The 16,631-nt window shown below is 37.3% G+C and carries 16 protein-coding genes and 1 tRNA gene; 4 read left to right on the top strand and 13 right to left on the bottom strand.

Annotated features, from left to right (window positions below; translation table 11 throughout):
• Positions 1-168: 168 nt before the first annotated feature.
• The 6 genes from iscA to trmJ form a co-directional block, all read right to left on the bottom strand.
• Positions 169-492: an iron-sulfur cluster assembly protein IscA gene (iscA, locus tag KO502_RS01240; protein ID WP_216020733.1), complete on the bottom strand. Its 324-nt coding sequence runs from the start codon at positions 490-492 to the stop codon at positions 169-171.
• 11 nt (positions 493-503) lie between these two features.
• Positions 504-887, bottom strand: coding sequence for a Fe-S cluster assembly scaffold IscU (gene iscU / locus KO502_RS01235; RefSeq protein WP_216020732.1), 384 nt, complete (start codon positions 885-887; stop codon positions 504-506).
• A 95-nt stretch (positions 888-982) separates the two neighbouring features.
• Complete coding sequence (locus KO502_RS01230) at positions 983-2,197, bottom strand: IscS subfamily cysteine desulfurase (protein WP_216020731.1); 1,215 nt, start codon at positions 2,195-2,197, stop codon at positions 983-985.
• A 44-nt stretch (positions 2,198-2,241) separates the two neighbouring features.
• Entirely contained in the window at positions 2,242-2,751 is a 510-nt protein-coding gene (iscR, locus tag KO502_RS01225) for a Fe-S cluster assembly transcriptional regulator IscR (RefSeq protein WP_216020730.1), read from the bottom strand.
• A gap of 365 nt (positions 2,752-3,116) precedes the next feature.
• The gene (cysE, locus tag KO502_RS01220; protein WP_289846759.1) at positions 3,117-3,968 is read right to left on the bottom strand and encodes a serine O-acetyltransferase; all 852 of its coding nucleotides are present in this window, start codon (positions 3,966-3,968) and stop codon (positions 3,117-3,119) included.
• A 9-nt stretch (positions 3,969-3,977) separates the two neighbouring features.
• Positions 3,978-4,799 (bottom strand): tRNA (cytosine(32)/uridine(32)-2'-O)-methyltransferase TrmJ, encoded by an 822-nt coding sequence (trmJ, locus tag KO502_RS01215; protein ID WP_216020728.1) that lies wholly within the window; start codon positions 4,797-4,799, stop codon positions 3,978-3,980.
• A gap of 478 nt (positions 4,800-5,277) precedes the next feature.
• Here trmJ and suhB point away from each other — a divergent pair, with 478 nt between their 5' ends.
• Both suhB and cobA read left to right on the top strand, forming a co-directional pair.
• Positions 5,278-6,081: an inositol-1-monophosphatase gene (gene suhB / locus KO502_RS01210; RefSeq protein ID WP_216020727.1), complete on the top strand. Its 804-nt coding sequence runs from the start codon at positions 5,278-5,280 to the stop codon at positions 6,079-6,081.
• 140 nt (positions 6,082-6,221) lie between these two features.
• Positions 6,222-7,013: a uroporphyrinogen-III C-methyltransferase gene (cobA, locus tag KO502_RS01205; protein ID WP_216020726.1), complete on the top strand. Its 792-nt coding sequence runs from the start codon at positions 6,222-6,224 to the stop codon at positions 7,011-7,013.
• A gap of 118 nt (positions 7,014-7,131) precedes the next feature.
• Here cobA and KO502_RS01200 read toward each other — a convergent pair whose 3' ends face one another.
• The 4 genes from KO502_RS01200 to secD all read right to left on the bottom strand — a co-directional run bounded on the left by KO502_RS01200 (position 7,132) and on the right by secD (position 12,715).
• Complete coding sequence (locus KO502_RS01200) at positions 7,132-8,553, bottom strand: DEAD/DEAH box helicase (protein ID WP_216020725.1); 1,422 nt, start codon at positions 8,551-8,553, stop codon at positions 7,132-7,134.
• 156 nt (positions 8,554-8,709) lie between these two features.
• Positions 8,710-9,318, bottom strand: a complete 609-nt coding sequence (locus KO502_RS01195) for a MarC family protein (RefSeq protein WP_216020724.1) — start codon at positions 9,316-9,318, stop codon at positions 8,710-8,712.
• A gap of 568 nt (positions 9,319-9,886) precedes the next feature.
• Positions 9,887-10,834 (bottom strand): protein translocase subunit SecF, encoded by a 948-nt coding sequence (gene secF / locus KO502_RS01190; RefSeq protein ID WP_216020723.1) that lies wholly within the window; start codon positions 10,832-10,834, stop codon positions 9,887-9,889.
• A 33-nt stretch (positions 10,835-10,867) separates the two neighbouring features.
• Entirely contained in the window at positions 10,868-12,715 is a 1,848-nt protein-coding gene (gene secD / locus KO502_RS01185; protein ID WP_216020722.1) for a protein translocase subunit SecD, read from the bottom strand.
• 147 nt (positions 12,716-12,862) lie between these two features.
• Between secD and KO502_RS17170 the strand changes: the two genes are divergently transcribed.
• Positions 12,863-12,991 (top strand): hypothetical protein, encoded by a 129-nt coding sequence (locus KO502_RS17170; protein WP_289846758.1) that lies wholly within the window; start codon positions 12,863-12,865, stop codon positions 12,989-12,991.
• A 59-nt stretch (positions 12,992-13,050) separates the two neighbouring features.
• On the opposite strand, the gene yajC is transcribed toward KO502_RS17170, so the two are convergent.
• The 3 genes from yajC to queA form a co-directional block, all read right to left on the bottom strand.
• Positions 13,051-13,386: a preprotein translocase subunit YajC gene (gene yajC, locus KO502_RS01180; protein ID WP_216020721.1), complete on the bottom strand. Its 336-nt coding sequence runs from the start codon at positions 13,384-13,386 to the stop codon at positions 13,051-13,053.
• 253 nt (positions 13,387-13,639) lie between these two features.
• Positions 13,640-14,773, bottom strand: coding sequence for a tRNA guanosine(34) transglycosylase Tgt (gene tgt, locus KO502_RS01175; protein WP_216020894.1), 1,134 nt, complete (start codon positions 14,771-14,773; stop codon positions 13,640-13,642).
• A 137-nt stretch (positions 14,774-14,910) separates the two neighbouring features.
• Positions 14,911-16,017 (bottom strand): tRNA preQ1(34) S-adenosylmethionine ribosyltransferase-isomerase QueA, encoded by a 1,107-nt coding sequence (gene queA / locus KO502_RS01170; protein ID WP_216020720.1) that lies wholly within the window; start codon positions 16,015-16,017, stop codon positions 14,911-14,913.
• Between the two features lie 389 nt (positions 16,018-16,406).
• Between queA and KO502_RS01165 the strand changes: the two genes are divergently transcribed.
• Positions 16,407-16,483: transfer RNA gene (locus KO502_RS01165), tRNA-Trp, on the top strand.
• The last annotated feature ends 148 nt before the right edge of the window (positions 16,484-16,631 follow it).

Below are 16,631 nucleotides of genomic sequence, written 5' to 3'. Positions count from 1 at the left end.
CTTGAGATATAAGCTTAGTGTTAAAAGGTTTAACTTTATTCTTTACCTTATATAATGTTTTAAACTCGAAGAAACTTGCTTCAAGTACAAGGCGAAAGCGCGGAGTTGACGCATGTCAATGAGCACTTTCAACGCGGTAATTGAATCAAGTTACAAAGAGTTTAAGTATTATACGTTGAACGATTCACCACACCCACACTCACCTTTGGCATTAGGATTGGTGAATTTAAAGCCTTCGTTCAAACCTTCTTTAGTAAAGTCGAGTTCAATACCATCAAGATAAACCAAGCTTTTCGCGTCGATGATGATGTTAACGTCCTCAATAGTGAACATTTCATCATCTTCGTTAAGGTCATCAACAAATTCAAGCACATAGGCTAAACCTGAACAACCGGTAGTTTTAATACCTAAGCGAAGCCCAAGTCCTTTGCCACGGTTTTGCATGAAAGATTTAACTCGTTCAGCTGCTGCAGGTGTCATGGTTACAGACATTGGTTTCTCCGTTATTTACCTTGTTTAGTTTTGTAATCTTCAATTGCTGCTTTGATAGCATCTTCAGCCAAAATAGAGCAATGAATTTTTACTGGTGGTAATGCTAACTCTTCAGCAATATCAGTATTTTTAATGCTACCAGCTTCGTCAATTGACTTGCCTTTAACCCATTCTGTTACTAATGAACTTGAAGCAATTGCAGAGCCACAACCGTAAGTTTTGAACTTAGCATCTTCAATGATACCGGTATCAGAAATTTTAAGTTGTAACTTCATTACGTCACCACATGCTGGTGCGCCAACCATACCAGTTGCTACTGATGGATCGTTTTTATCAAGTGAACCAACGTTACGTGGGTTCTCATAATGGTCTAGTACTTTTTCGCTGTAAGCCATGTTATTCTCCTAGCTTGTGTCAGACAGTTTTCTATGAAGCGATCTGACATTGAGTGTTATTTAAATAATGTGTTGTTCACTAAAACTTATATCGCTTAGTGACCAGCCCATTCAATAGAATCTAAATCGATGCCGTCTTGGAACATTTCCCAAAGCGGTGACATATCACGTAAGTGACCAATTGCACCTTTAATTAGGTTAATTGCGTAATCAACTTCTTCTTCTGTCGTAAAACGACCAAAACTAAAACGAATTGAACTATGCGCCATTTCATCATTTAAGCCTAAAGCACGAAGTACATAAGATGGCTCTAAGCTAGCTGACGTACATGCACTACCTGATGATACCGCTAAGTCTTTTAAGGCCATGATAAGTGATTCACCTTCAACAAAGTTGAAGCTCACGTTTAGGTTACCTGGGTAACGTTTATCAGCATCACCATTGATAAATACTTGTTCCATGCTGTTTACGCCAGCCCATAAACGATCGCGCATTGCTGTAACGTGTGCTAAATCTTGTGCCATTTCAGCTTTAGCTAAACGACATGCCTCACCCATACCAACGATTTGGTGAGTTGCTAACGTACCAGAGCGCATACCACGTTCATGTCCGCCGCCATGTGTTTGTGCTTCTAGGCGAATACGTGGCTTACGGCTTACGTATAATGCACCGATACCTTTCGGGCCGTACATTTTATGTGCTGAAATTGACATTAAATCAACTTTCAATAATTGCATGTCAATTGGTAATTTACCGGCACTTTGTGCAGCATCAACATGAAAAACGATTTTACGTGCACGACACATTTCACCAATTTCACTGATGTCTTGAACAACACCAATTTCATTGTTCACATGCATGATACTTACTAATACAGTATCATCACGCATTGCATCATTTAATTTGTTTAGGTCAATTAAGCCATTTTCTTCAGGATCAAGGTATGTTACTTCAAAACCTTGACGCTCTAATTCACGACACGTATCTAAAACTGCTTTATGCTCAGTTTTACAAGTAATAATGTGCTTGCCTTTCTTCTTGTAGAAGTTAGCCGCACCTTTAATTGCTAAGTTATTAGATTCAGTTGCACCAGAAGTGAAAACAATCTCACGTGGATCAGCATTAATTAATTCTGCAATTTGGTTACGGGCGATATCAACCGCTTCTTCTGCTTGCCAACCAAACTTGTGTGAACGTGATGCTGGGTTACCAAAATGACCTTCGTTAGTCATATATTGCATCATTTTCTCTGCAACACGCTTGTCTACTGGTGTAGTAGCTGAATAATCAAAATATATAGGAAGCTTCATCGCTTGCTCTCTCCGATAGTAAATCTTTAATACGACACAACTGGTTATGACCAGTCGTTCATTACACTTTTAGTAGTTATTAACGTTTCTAAGGCTATGCTTTTATTGGCATTAATATGTATGTCATCTTGACGCTTAGAAACATCTTGCACATCACGCTTATTAACTAATTGTGACAAGGTGATATTTTGCAAAAATTCTTCAATTCGATTGCTTAACCCTTCCCAAAGAGAGTGTGTTAAACATTGGTTTCCATCTTGGCAATTACCTTTGCCTGAGCATTTAGTTGCGTCAACACTTTCATTGACGGCAGAAATAACATCTGCAACCGCTATTTGCGCCGAACACCTTCCTAGGCGATAACCACCACCTGGTCCACGAACACTGGTGACGAGCCCTTCTTTTCTCAAGCGAGAAAACAACTGTTCTAAGTAAGACAGTGATATGCCTTGGCGTTCTGAAATATCAGCCAAAGAAACAGGTCCAGATACGGCATGAATAGTGACATCTAACATGGCAGTAACTGCGTAACGACCTTTAGAAGTAAGTTTCATAATCTGCTCTCAAATACTGAATTGTGTACTCAAAACTTTAGTTAAAATGAATTTAGTAGGACTGCTAAATTTAAACCATTTATCAACAAACCATAAGAAAAGCATTAAACCTATTACTTATGAGCTACTAAGGTTTCTTATTTATATGACCTGTTGGCTGCGCATTCTACATAACCTTTCAGATTAGTCAAACTAATACCTTAGTAGTTTACTCGGGTATTATACAACAACTAGAATAAGGCTAAAAGTAATAGTTGACTAATTTAGTCAACTATTACTTAAGATATTAAATTCAAAGTAATTATTTATATCGATAATAAGACCCTAACTTCCTATTAAGTAGCAAGTTAGGTGAGTTGAGGTGATTATATTTCGGGATCGAAACTTGCTACTTTACCTTCACGGCGCTTAGCTGCTGCTTTTTCATCTTCATCAAATTCACCGACACTTAACTCAGGTAAGTTTTGTGAGCAAACATCACCACCTAAGGTATTTACCTCTTTACAAAGTTCACTTACCTTAGCGTCCATTAAATGCATATGATCTAATAAACGGCCGATTGCTTTCGCAACCGGATCTGGATTGTCATTTGAAACACCGTAAGCATCAAAACCATATTTTTTAGCAACAGCTTCACGTTGCTCTGCTTCATCGGTTTTCTTTTTATTGGTAATAATTCGAGCTGGGATACCAACCGCTGTAGCATCCGCTGGTAAGTCTTTAACCACAACCGAGTTAGATCCAACCTTACCGCCCTTACCTATGGTTATAGGACCAAGTACTTGTGCACCAGCACCTACAACTACATTATCTTCAAGGGTAGGATGGCGTTTACCTGGCTTCCAACTAGTACCGCCCAAAGTAACTCCTTGATATAGTGTTACATCATCACCGATTTCAGCGGTACCACCAATAACAACCCCCATACCGTGATCGATAAAAAAGCGTCTACCTATAGTAGCACCAGGGTGAATTTCAATACCCGTTAACCAACGTGAAAATGTAGAAAATATACGTGCTAATAATTTCCAGTTCGCACGCCATAATTTATGGCTAATACGATGAAACCAGATAGCATGTAATCCTGGGTAATTTAGTAATACTTCTAAACTGGTGCGAGCAGCTGGGTCTCTATCAAAGACACTGTTGATATCTTCTTTGATACGGCTAAACATAAACTTATCCTTTCTTTGATTCTTCTTAAAATTCGCTACCAAAAATAATAACTATGATTTGTCTTTGCTTGCTCTTTCCATTGAAGCAAAAATACCACGCATCATTTTAACTTCTTTAACATCAGGCCGTGCTCGGTTAAATAAACGTCTTATTTTTGTCATCACTAAACCTGGGTGGTTTTCTACAATAAACCCCGTTGATTTAAGGGCTTTTTCAAAATGCTCATAAAAACGTTCAGTTTCTTCAATTACAGGATAAAGCTCATCGTCTTCATTTTTTGGTTTTGCAATTGAATTACCGTTACCTGTACTGCGCTCTTGATAGTTTTGATCGTGGCTAAGTAAGTAACTGGTACGCACTTCATAACTTAAAGTTTGTACTGCCATCGCTAAGTTCAATGAACTGTAATCTGGATTCGCTGGTATTTGTACATGAAAATGACACATTTGTAATTCTTCGTTAGTTAGTCCGCTGTTTTCACGGCCAAACACTAACGCAACAGGATACTCTTCAGCCTCAAGGATCATTTTTTCGCCACAGTCTCTAGGCTCTAACATTGGCCAAGGTAATGTACGTGAACGCGCACTTGTACCAACAACTAAACCACAATCTTCAATCGCTTCTTCTAGAGTGCTTACTACCTTAGCATTGGCTAACACGTCAGTTGCACCAGCTGCTAATGCTTGTGCTTGGCCGTTTGGCATTTCAATTGGATCAACAAGTATCAGTTGACTAAGTCCCATTGTTTTCATAGCGCGAGCAGCACTACCGATATTACGACAGTCTGATGTGTTAACTAATACTATTTTAACGCGGTCTAATAATGAACCTGTTTCGTTATTTTGTTGCGAACCCTGTTGAGAATCTGACATTTTCACTCTACTTTATTACGTTGTGATTGTGTTGTACTTACGCTGTACTTAATGAATATGGAAAGTATCCAAATTTTATCGGCGTATTCTATCATAGAAGATCAATGCTGTGACTAACAAAAGTAGGCTATATTATTGATTTGTAGCTTGGTAAATATTTTATTTGATGAATTTTATTTTTTTTAATAGAACACTCTTCTAAAACTGTTTATTTATTAAACATTATTTTTAATTACTCTATCGCTAAATGAATTTTTATTTGCTATAATTTGCGCGCTCGATTTCCACTACATCTGTATTATTTTATTTTTATTCTATTTTCTCGTTACGCTAGTTGCTTTTGTCACTAGGTTACAGTAATTAGATAGAAATTTTAGTTAGATATATAAATCGTCAATATTTTCAATAATCACCAAGACAATGTTAGCTTGGGATTTACTGTTCTTTTAAAATTTATTTACAAATAGGTATTCTATATATGCATCCAATGCTAAATATTGCCGTGCGCGCAGCGCGTACATCCGGTAAAGTTATCGTTCGCTCTTTAGAGCAACTTGATAAAGTTGAAGTTGAATCAAAAGGCACTAACGATTTCGTAACAAGTGTTGACCGTAGTGCTGAAGAAGCAATTATCGAAACTATTCGTAAATCTTACCCAGATCACACTATCATCGGTGAAGAGTCTGGTGTTTTAAAAGGCAGTGATGACGATTATCAATGGATTGTTGACCCATTAGACGGCACAACAAACTTCATTAAAGGCATTCCTCACTTTGCTGTTTCTATTGCATTAAAAGTAAAAGGCAAATTAGACCAAGCGGTTGTATTTGATCCTGTTCGCGGTGAATTATTCACTGCAAGCCGTGGTAAAGGCGCGCAATTAAATGGCTTTAGAATCCGTGTTAATAAAAACAAAGAGTTAGCTGGTACTGTATTAGCTACAGGCTTTCCATTCAAACAAAAACAACACACTGCTGCTTATATGGCAATGTTTTCTGCGTTATTCCAAAAAACTTCAGATATGCGCCGCACTGGCTCAGCAGCACTTGATCTTGCTTATGTTGCTGCTGGTCGTGTAGACGGTTTCTTTGAAATTGGTTTAAAACCATGGGACACCGCTGCAGGTGAATTATTAGTAATTGAAGCCGGTGGTTTAGTAACTGACTTTACTGGCGGTCATAACCATATGCAATCAGGCAATATTGTTGCTGCTAACACACGTATATTAAAAGACGTTTTACAAGAGATTCGTCCGCATTTAGGTGATGCGCTTAGCAAGTAATTATTCGTAAATACTTGTTAACCAGTTAATCCCCATAAAAATATTTAAAAAAGGCGCTATCATTATTTTAGAAAAGTAATGTGGCGTCTTTTTTGCTTTATGCACGCCAAACAGTTAAACAAATATAAATTAGAGAACACATGGAAATTACCAATAAAACCAAACAAGCCTTTATTGCTGGTGAAGTTGCTTTAGTAGGCGCTGGACCTGGAGATCCTGACTTACTTACTTTACAAGCTTACCGCTTTATCAAACAAGCTGAAGTGGTTATTTATGATCGCTTAGTAAGCGCAGAAATCATGTCGTTGTTGCCTAGTGATTGTCAGCAAATATATGTTGGTAAAAAGCAAGCAGATCACAGGGTTCCACAAGACGGTATCAACCAATTATTAGTAGACTTTGCTTTATTAGGTAAGAAAGTTGTTCGCTTAAAAGGTGGCGACCCTTTTGTTTTTGGTCGCGGCTCTGAAGAAGCACAGTTTTTATTAAGTAACGGCGTAGCTTGCCATATCGTTCCAGGGATGACAGCAGCTTCAGCCTGCACTAGTTATGCGGGCATTCCATTGACGCACCGTAAAGTGGCAAGAAGTTGCACCTTTATTACAGGTAACGTGCAAGATAATGGTGCATTAGACTTGCCATGGAACGCATTAAGCGATAAAGAGCAAACAATTGTATTTTATATGGGTATAAAAAGCTTACCAAGAATCATTGAAGAGCTTATTAAAGCGGGCCGTGAATTAGATACGCCTGCTGCGGTAATTAGAAAAGGTACTCGTCAAGATCAACAAGTAGTAAAAGGAAATATCTCAAACTTAGCTGAATTAGTGATACAGCATAAGATCACACCACCAAGCTTAATTGTTATTGGTGATGTTGTGGGTATTTTTCCAAGCGAACAATTAACTAATTTAGGTTATTTAGCGCCTTAGTCACTGCAAATAGTAATAATCGACAACGGTTAACGGCAAAGTAAAACGCAACCTTTTATGGTTGCGTTTTACTTACTTTTGAAGAACGACGTACCTATTAAATTAAATTAAATAGTTATTAACGTCTAGGTCTACGGGGCTTAGGACCACCATTATTTTCAGGCTGTTTACGTCTTGCTTGATCGTTAGGTGTTTTAGGCTTGTTGCCATTAGCATTACTACCTGAACGTTGTCCATCCTTATGTTCGACTTTACCTCGCCCGTCATTCGATTTACCGCTCTTTTTAAACAACTTAGACTTTTTCGGTTTTAATGGTCTTATTGGACGAGAGTTTCCTAGCGTATTAACAGGCACGAAGTTATCTAATACTTTACGCTCAATATGCTGTTGAATAACGTGTTCAATATCCCACAATAATTCTAATTCATCAGCGCATACTAATGATAATGCTTGTCCGGTATTGCCTGCTCGAGCTGTTCTACCAATACGGTGAACATAATCCTCAGGAACATTAGGTAAGTCAAAGTTAACAACCTGTGGTAGTAAGTCGATATCAATACCACGTGCTGCAATATCGGTTGCGACTAGTACTCTTACCGAGCCATCTTTAAACTCTGCAAGCGCTCTAGTACGTGCACCTTGGCTTTTATTACCATGTATTGCTGCGGCAGTAATCCCTTCAGCATCAAGTTGTTTAGTGAGCTTGTTCGCGCCATGCTTTGTTTTAGTAAAAACTAGAGCTTGCTGCCAATTATTTTCTTTTATTAAATGAATTAATACATCAGCTTTACGTTTTTTATCAACAGCAGTTAACCATTGGGTAACTTTTTCTGCGGTAGAGTTTTCAGCATTTACTGATATTTCTAATGGGTTATTCACTAAGGTTTTAGCTAAGGCACGAATATCTGGAGAAAATGTCGCTGAGAATAATAAGTTTTGACGGCTTCTTGGTAATGCCGAAATTACTTTCTTAATATCACGAAGAAAGCCCATGTCTAACATGCGATCGGCTTCATCAAGAATGAATACTTCAAGTTGGCTAAACCTAACCGCGTTTTGATTATATAAATCTAACAAGCGACCCGGCGTAGCGACTAATACATCAACACCTTGGCGTAAGCGCATCATTTGTGGGTTAATTTTAACGCCACCAAATACAACCGTTGAGTGTAAGTTTAAGTATTTACCATAGGTTTCTATGCTTTCGCTAATTTGTGCAGCAAGCTCACGCGTAGGTGTTAGGATTAAAGCACGTACATTATTCGACGACACCTTGTTAGACTTACTACTGCTTAAACGTTGTAATAAAGGTAAAGTAAAGCCGGCTGTTTTACCTGTACCTGTTTGCGCGGCTGCCATAACATCACGCCCTGAAATAACCGCAGGAATAGCTTGTGCTTGAATAGGTGATGGTTTGGTATAACCTTTGTCTGTTACCGCTTTTAAAATTGCTTCAGATAAACCCAACTCTGAAAACGTTTCAGCAAAATTTTCTTTTGGTAAGCTGCTTTCTGCTGAGGTATTAGGGGTATTACTCATAAGTTGTCTCTTTAACAAGATAAAAAATATCAAAAATACTGGCAGATCTTCGAAAAATTGACAGCATGGAGGGGCGTGCAGCATACAGTATGCGGTCTGCCAAGTCTATTAAGTTATAATCTGCCTAACTACTTACACTGTTAGATAAGTTATAATCTATAAAGCAAAAGACGTTTTAATACCCGACAAGACGTTTGAAGTTGCCACCGAAGCTAATATTAATCCCATCACTCGGCTAATGATACTTGCACCACTACTACCAACAACTCGATATATAAAACTAGCACCGATTAATAATATAAAAACAATACCTAACACGGCTAACATCATGCCCGCAGTAAGGGTTTGTTCTATTAAATTAAATCTACCATTTTCGGTCATTAATACTGCCGCAAGCATTGCTCCTGGGCTAGCAATAGAGGGAACCGCAAGTGGATAAATTGCTGTTTCATTACCACTTGTTGCTAGTTTTATTTCAGTTTCAGGCTTACCATCACCAAAAATCATCGAGAGTGCGAATATAAATAATACAATGCCACCTGCTATTTGAAATGCTGACAATGGAACCCCCATCGCATTAAGGATCACCTCACCCGCTATCACAAAAAACATTAGAATAGCTGTTGCAAACAATGTTGCTTTAATAGCAATCATGCGTTTAGTTTTTTCATCAAATTGACGAGTTGCGGCTATAAAAACGGGTACAGTGCCAATAGGATCAATAACAGCAAAAAAGAAAATAAATATAGAAAGGTAATCAATCATGAGTGCGATCCTTTTGTTGACGAAAATTTAAGACGGTGAGTGGGCTAGATAAATAAAAAACAGGTAATTAATACAAACGGATAATTAAAAAGTGATGTATTAGAATGATTTATTATCTACTTTCAAAAACAATCCACGATTGAATTTTAATGGCTTAAGGTAATAAATTGATAAACTCTTTTACTGATAATATTAAACTGACAAATGACTGACTGATATTACGAATTTATGTATTCTGCACTGCTTAAGTAAAAACTTTTAGGGTAAACGCTTATAAATTAATGTTGTAAATTAACGTTTAAGTAAAAGTGTTTAAGTAAGGTTACTTGGTAAATTACTAGATAAGTAACTCTTCTCAATAATAGCTATATTAACATTTTCCTTTATTATTTAAATAGTCTTATTTTTTTATACCGATATTAAATATTGTAACAATCAGTGCTTTTTATATATTTTCTAAAGCAAACAAAAAAGCCGAATAACTCGCATTATTCGGCTTTTTATAAAACACTTTATCAATAGGGTTTTCTATTATTTAAAGGTGATGTTACTAATCATAAGTTCAATGCTAAGGCATCATCGCTTCTTGATCTGCGCCTTCTTTTTCAATCACTTCAGGTATTAAATCTTCTTTTGAAATACCTAATGCTAACGCCACTAAACTCGCTACATAAATTGACGAGTAAGTACCAACAAACACACCAAATAGTAATGCTGTAGCAAAACCATGAATTAATGCGCCGCCTTGAAAGAATAAAGCTGCTAATACTAATAATGTGGTAATTGAGGTAATAAAGGTTCGGCTAAGTGTTTGCGTTAAAGAAATATTAATAATTTCTTCTGCCTCACCTTCACGTATTTTTCTAAAATTCTCACGAATACGGTCTGATACAACAATAGTATCGTTAAGTGAATAACCAATTACCGCTAATATTGCCGCTAATACAGTTAAGTCAAACTCTAATTGCAATACAGAGAATAAACCAAGTGTTAATAGCACATCGTGAAATAGCGCAACCACGGAGCCAACAGCAAAGCGCCATTCAAAACGAAAAGCAACGTAAATCAATATACAGATAAGTGCTGTTAACATAGCTAAACCACCCTGCTCTGCTAACTCATCACCTACACTAGCACCAACAAATTCGATACGGCGCATATCAACAGTTTGACCTGTTGAGTTTTGTAATATATCAAGTACTTCGTTACCTAACATTTCAGCTTTAACGTCTTCACGTAAACCTAAACGTATAACGACATCACGGCTACTGCCATAAAATTGCACTTTTGCATCGTCAAAGCCATTGCTGCTCATCACTTGACGCAATTTTTCTAAATTAGCGGCTTCTTGAAAACCAACTTCAATAAGAGTTCCGCCGGTAAAGTCTAAACCAAAATTTAATTTGTTTGTTGATAATGATACCACTGAAGCAATCATTAACAATGCACTGAAAACCATGGCTATCTTTCGATAGCTCATGAATTTAACCGTGTTTTTTAATCGTAATATTTCCATAATCTTAATTCTGCCTTTTACTTAATTTGGAAGTTATATCGAAATCTTTTCAAGGCGCTTACCGCCCCAAATAGCATTAACTATGGTGCGAGATACAACAACCGAGGTAAACATTGACGTAATGATACCGATTGATAATGTTACAGCAAAACCTTTAACTGGGCCTGTACCGATAGCGAATAAGATTAACGCTGCAATTAATGTAGTAATATTCGCATCAATAATGGTTGAAAATGCGGCTTCGTAACCTTGATGAATGGCTTGTTGAATAGTTTTTCCTTCACGAATTTCTTCACGAATACGCTCAAATATAAGTACATTGGCATCAACAGCCATACCAACGGTAAGTACAATACCCGCCATGCCTGGTAATGTTAATGTTGCACCCGGGATCATAGACATAACGCCCACAATTAGCACTAAGTTTGCACCAAGTGCAAGGTTAGCAACTACACCAAAAGCACGGTAGTAGACCATCATAAATACGAATACTAAACCAAAGCCCATCATGATAGCTTCAAAACCTAACTGAACGTTTTCAGCACCAAGCGTTGGACCAACAGTACGCTCTTCAACAATGGTAATTGGCGCTATTAACGCACCAGCACGTAATAATAATGCTAGGTTATGTGCTTCAGAAGCAGATCCTGAACCAGTAATACGGAAGCTTTTACCTAAACGAGCTTGGATGGTAGCAACTGAAATAATCTCTTCTACTTTTTCAAAAATAATATTGCCTTCAGCATCTTTTCTATCTGTGGCTTTGTATTCAATAAATACCGTTGCCATTGGCTTACCAATGTTATTTTTGGTGCCATTTGACATTTTAGAGCCACCCGCACTATCAAGTGAAATATTTACTTCTGGGCGAGAATATTCATCAAAACCTGATTTTGCATCGGTGATATGATCACCCGTTAGCATGACTCGTTTTTTAAGTAAACTTGGTTTGCCGTCTTTATCTGTTAATAATATAGAGCTAGCAGGAACGCGACCATTTAAAGCTTGTGATAAATCACCGTCAGTATCTACTAATCTAAACTCAATGGTTGCTGTGGCATTAAGAATTTCTTTTGCTTTAGCAGTATCTTGAACACCTGGTAATTCAATAACGATATGTTTTTGCCCTTGGCGTTGCACAAGTGGCTCGGCAACACCTAGTTCATTAACACGGTTACGAATAATAGTAATATTTTGTTGTAAGGCATACTCACGAACTTCTTTAAGTTTTTGCTCGCTCATTTTTGCGCTGAGTATTAACTTATCTTCGTCAGTAGTTAATAGTAAGTCACGGTAGCGCTTGCTTAATAGTGATTCACCCTCGTCTAAATCTTCAACTTTACGGAAGATTACAACAACACCATCGCCTTCTTCTTTAACGCTTCGGTAGCGAATTTTTTCATTACGTAAGTCACCTCGAAAGTCATCTACCATGCTTTCTTGTGCTTTATTAATGGCAGCTTTCATGTTTACTTCCATCAAGAAGCTAACACCACCACTTAAATCTAAACCTAACTTCATTGGCGTGCCACCAATAGCAGAAAGCCACTCTGGTGTATTTGGCGTTAGGTTCAACGCAACCGAAAATTTATTACCTAAAGAGTCGTCAAGTACATCACGCGCTTTAAGTTGATCTTCAGTGTTTTTAAAACGTGTTAACACTTGCCCGTTTTCTAAGGAAATACTATCAAAAGTAAGATTGTGTTGTTTTAATTGAGCTTGGATATTATCAAGCGTTGATGCGTCGGCTTCAACACCACGTAATCCAGACACTTGTACTGCGGGAGCTTCACCATATAAATTAGGTGTTGCGTAAAGCGCACCAAAAGCGACAATCATCGCCACCATCAGTGTTTTCCATAAAGGGTATTTGTTTAACACAATCTTTCCTTTTTATTTTATTTCTTTAGAGTAAACAAAACATGCTATTTACATGAAGCTTTAACTTAATGTTAACTCAGCTTAACACTTTATTTTTTTAGCTAAGTTAGTTGGCTTTAGTTCAAAGAAAAAGCACAGAGTTGACGCATGTCAATGAGTACTTTTGATGATGAAATAAAGCCAATTAACGACGATAAAACAATAAAGAAACTACTTGATTGTAATCCTGAGCTCGAAGTCAATTATTACAGTAACAAAGAAGAAACACGGAGTTGACGCACGTCAATGAGTATTTCTGATGCCGTTACTGTATTAACTGCCAATGAGATTGGCTGTTACAATGACTTCATTGTACCTTTAGGAAGTACTGTGCTTACTGCACCTTTTTGTACTGTAACTTCAGTACCTTCACTAATGCTTATCACAATAAAATCTTTATCGTCAGATACTTTAACGATTTTGCCAACAATACCGCCTTGCGTTAATACTTCATCATTTTTTGCTAGCGAAGACATTAAGCCTTTATGCTCTTTTACACGTTTTGCTTGTGGGCGGTAAATCATGAAGTAAAACACTAAACCAAAAACAGCTAACATGATCATCATTTCAAAACCGCCACCTTGTTGTGCTGGAGCTGCTGCGGCATGGGCTTCGCTGATAAATAAACTCATTTTTATTCCTCTATGTATTATTAGATAATAACTATTTAATTTATTGCTCTTTAACTAAATTGCGGTGTCAAAGGTACTCATTGACTAACGTCAACTCCGTGTCTTTTCCTACTAATTTTGCTAAATAGCTGCAAATTGCATAGCTATTGGATTATTTAAATTTTTTACATACAAAATACGAATTTTTATATGTAACTATTTTTATTACTTTTACTTACTTGTATAAAAAGCGCGAATAAATTCCCGCCTACAATTAAACTTGTTCGCTACCTGCCGCTAATGGCGGTACGGGTAAGCCGCGTAATGCATAAAATTCTTCAACAAAGGCGTCTAATTTACCTTGCTCTATCGCATCACGCAAACCTTGCATTACTTTTTGGTAAAAATGTAAGTTATGTAAGGTATTTAATTGCGAGCCTAGTATTTCTTGGCACTTATCTAAATGATGTAAATAAGCACGAGAATAATTTTTACAGGTGTAACAATCACAGGTGTCATCAAGTGGGCCTGTATCAGTTTTATGACTTGCATTTCTGATTTTGATTACGCCGGTATTAACAAACAAATGACCATTACGGGCATTACGTGTTGGCATTACACAGTCAAACATATCAATACCGCGACGAACACCTTCAACTAAGTCTTCCGGTTTACCAACTCCCATCAGATATCGGGGTTTATTTTTAGGTATCAAGGGGGCGGTATGATCTAATATGCGGATCATGTCTTCTTTTGGCTCTCCTACTGACAAACCACCGATGGCGTAACCATCAAATTCAATCGCTTTTAAACCATTAATTGATACTTCACGTAAGTCTTCATACATGCCACCTTGCACAATACCAAATAAAGCATTTGGGCTATCACCGTGTGCGTCTTTTGAACGTTGCGCCCAACGAAGTGAAAGCTCCATTGAGTCTTTCGATTCTTCATGACTCGCAGGATATGGCGTACATTCGTCAAAAATCATCACAACGTCTGAATTTAAACTTTTTTGTACTTCCATTGAGCGTTCTGGCGTTAACATTATTTTATCGCCATTAACAGGAGAGCTAAAACGTACACCTTCTTCAGTAATTTTACGCGTTTTTCCTAAGCTAAAAACTTGAAAACCACCTGAGTCAGTTAAAATTGGCTTATCCCAATTCATAAAACCATGTAAACCGCCATGCTGTTCAATTATTTCTGTACCTGGACGTAACATTAAATGAAAGGTATTACCTAAAATAATATCTGCGCCTGTAGCTTCAACTTCATCAGTTTTCATACCTTTCACAGTGCCATATGTACCTACAGGCATAAATGCTGGAGTTTCTACTACGCCGCGATCAAAAGTTAATCGACCACGTCGGGCTTTACCGTCAGTGTTAATTAACTCATAAGTCATTTTATTTTTTACTTGCTCTGTCATAATTTTACCTTTACCTACTAGCGAAACAGGCTAGCGGTTAGTTGTGTTAATTGGCTATTTAGCTAATTGATTGAAATAGAATCTATTTGTGTGCTTTTACGGTTAACTTTCACTTAATTTTTGCTGGATTTTTGCTTAGTTAAAAACATAGCGTCGCCATAACTAAAAAATCGATATTGCTCAGCAATGGCATGTTGATATGCTTTCATAATATTTTCGTAACCTGAAAATGCGCTAACCAGCATAAGTAACGTAGATTCTGATAAATGAAAGTTAGTTACCAAGGCATCAATAACCCGAAATTCAGACCCAGGGGTGATGAAAATATCGGTATCACCATAAAAAGCGCCTAAGGTTTCGCCCTTTTCTGCCGAAGCTTTTGCTGCACTTTCAAGAGAGCGCACAGAGGTTGTACCAACAGCAACCACTCTGCCACCTGCCGCTTTAGTTTTCGCAATTTGTGCAACTACTTCATCTGATACTTCGACGTATTCTGCGTGCATAACATGGTCGGTAATTTCATCAACCTTTACAGGCTGAAAAGTTCCTGCGCCAACATGTAAAGTAACAAAAGCAAGATCTACACCTTTAGCTTTAATCTTCTCTAATAACGCTTCATCAAAATGTAAGCCTGCCGTTGGTGCTGCAACTGCGCCTGGCTTTTCATTATAAACGGTTTGATAGCGTTCTTTATCGCTGTCTTCATCAGGTCGGTCGATATAAGGTGGTAATGGCATGTGGCCAATTTGCTCTAAAACGTCTAAAACTGTTTTATCGCTGTCAAAATTTAATTCAAACAATGCACCGTGACGCGCAACCATAGTTGCTTTAAATGGGCTTGGCTCAACGTTATCTACTGAGTTTTGCTCTAATTCATTACCTAACTCATTACCTAAGTAAATAACATTACCAACTTTCGGCGATTTGCTCGCACGAATATGAGCAAGTGCAGTATGTTGACCAACTATACGTTCAATTAATATTTCAACTTTACCGCCACTGGCTTTTTGACCAAACATTCTTGCAGGAATAACACGAGTATTATTAAAAACTAATAAATCACCCGCATTTAATTGCTCTACAATATCAGTAAACACACCATCAGTTATAGCCCCAGAATCACCATTTAGACTCATTAATCTGCTAGCAGTACGCTCGGCTTTTGGGTATCGAGCTATAAGCTCTTCGGGTAAATTAAAAGAAAAATCTGAAACACGCATATTTGAGGCTATTTTACTGGTTTTAAAAAAGGCGTAATTTTAGAGCTGCACGACCTTGATAGCAAGTAAATTCACTTGAATTGCTTATATAGCAGAATGAAAGCAGGTGCATTAAAGTGATGCATGAAACGTAAAAATCCTTCATAGCCTATAAATTTGTTATCTTTATTCACACAAAAGACGCTTTAACCCTATATAAATTATCAACTTAAATGATAATTTATATTTTCACAACTAACCGCAAGCTGACTCACTATGCGCGACTGGCGATTTAATTAGCATTTTGTCGATAAATACGGCAAACAAACGATAAAGTTAAATTATTTGTTAAAAAAACAAAATTACTCCTTTACCTTTGGTCGTTCATCAGTATAATTCGAATCCGTTGCAGGGGTGTAGTTCCAATTGGTAGAACAGCGGTCTCCAAAACCGATGGTTGGGAGTTCGAGTCTCTCCACCCCTGCCATTTTCTCTTCTTAATATTTCCAAGCCTTTCGGCAAATACCTATCTAAATACTTATTCTTTTATTACTAATTATTTAGCTTAACTGTTTTCGTTATTCCTTAATTCTGTCATTATATTTAACTTCATTATCTTATACCAATTCCGATAA

The sequence above is a fragment of the Colwellia sp. E2M01 genome (assembly GCF_018860585.1).
In the GTDB taxonomy this organism is placed as follows: domain Bacteria; phylum Pseudomonadota; class Gammaproteobacteria; order Enterobacterales; family Alteromonadaceae; genus Colwellia.
The sequence above is the reverse complement of the archived record's forward strand: the minus strand, read 5'-3'. Positions and strand labels throughout refer to the sequence as shown.

What these genes read in the sequence shown, in the direction of transcription:
- iscA (WP_216020733.1), bottom strand. Translation starts at nt 492, where the DNA reads ATGTCTGTAACCATGACACCTGCAGCAGCTGAACGAGTTAAATCTTTC.
- iscU (WP_216020732.1), bottom strand. Translation starts at nt 887, where the DNA reads ATGGCTTACAGCGAAAAAGTACTAGACCATTATGAGAACCCACGTAAC.
- KO502_RS01230 (WP_216020731.1), bottom strand. Translation starts at nt 2,197, where the DNA reads ATGAAGCTTCCTATATATTTTGATTATTCAGCTACTACACCAGTAGAC.
- iscR (WP_216020730.1), bottom strand. Translation starts at nt 2,751, where the DNA reads ATGAAACTTACTTCTAAAGGTCGTTACGCAGTTACTGCCATGTTAGAT.
- trmJ (WP_216020728.1), bottom strand. Translation starts at nt 4,799, where the DNA reads ATGTCAGATTCTCAACAGGGTTCGCAACAAAATAACGAAACAGGTTCA.
- suhB (WP_216020727.1), top strand. Translation starts at nt 5,278, where the DNA reads ATGCATCCAATGCTAAATATTGCCGTGCGCGCAGCGCGTACATCCGGT.
- cobA (WP_216020726.1), top strand. Translation starts at nt 6,222, where the DNA reads ATGGAAATTACCAATAAAACCAAACAAGCCTTTATTGCTGGTGAAGTT.
- KO502_RS01200 (WP_216020725.1), bottom strand. Translation starts at nt 8,553, where the DNA reads ATGAGTAATACCCCTAATACCTCAGCAGAAAGCAGCTTACCAAAAGAA.
- KO502_RS01195 (WP_216020724.1), bottom strand. Translation starts at nt 9,318, where the DNA reads ATGATTGATTACCTTTCTATATTTATTTTCTTTTTTGCTGTTATTGAT.
- secF (WP_216020723.1), bottom strand. Translation starts at nt 10,834, where the DNA reads ATGGAAATATTACGATTAAAAAACACGGTTAAATTCATGAGCTATCGA.
- KO502_RS17170 (WP_289846758.1), top strand. Translation starts at nt 12,863, where the DNA reads ATGTCAATGAGTACTTTTGATGATGAAATAAAGCCAATTAACGACGAT.
- yajC (WP_216020721.1), bottom strand. Translation starts at nt 13,386, where the DNA reads ATGAGTTTATTTATCAGCGAAGCCCATGCCGCAGCAGCTCCAGCACAA.
- tgt (WP_216020894.1), bottom strand. Translation starts at nt 14,773, where the DNA reads ATGACTTATGAGTTAATTAACACTGACGGTAAAGCCCGACGTGGTCGA.
- queA (WP_216020720.1), bottom strand. Translation starts at nt 16,017, where the DNA reads ATGCGTGTTTCAGATTTTTCTTTTAATTTACCCGAAGAGCTTATAGCT.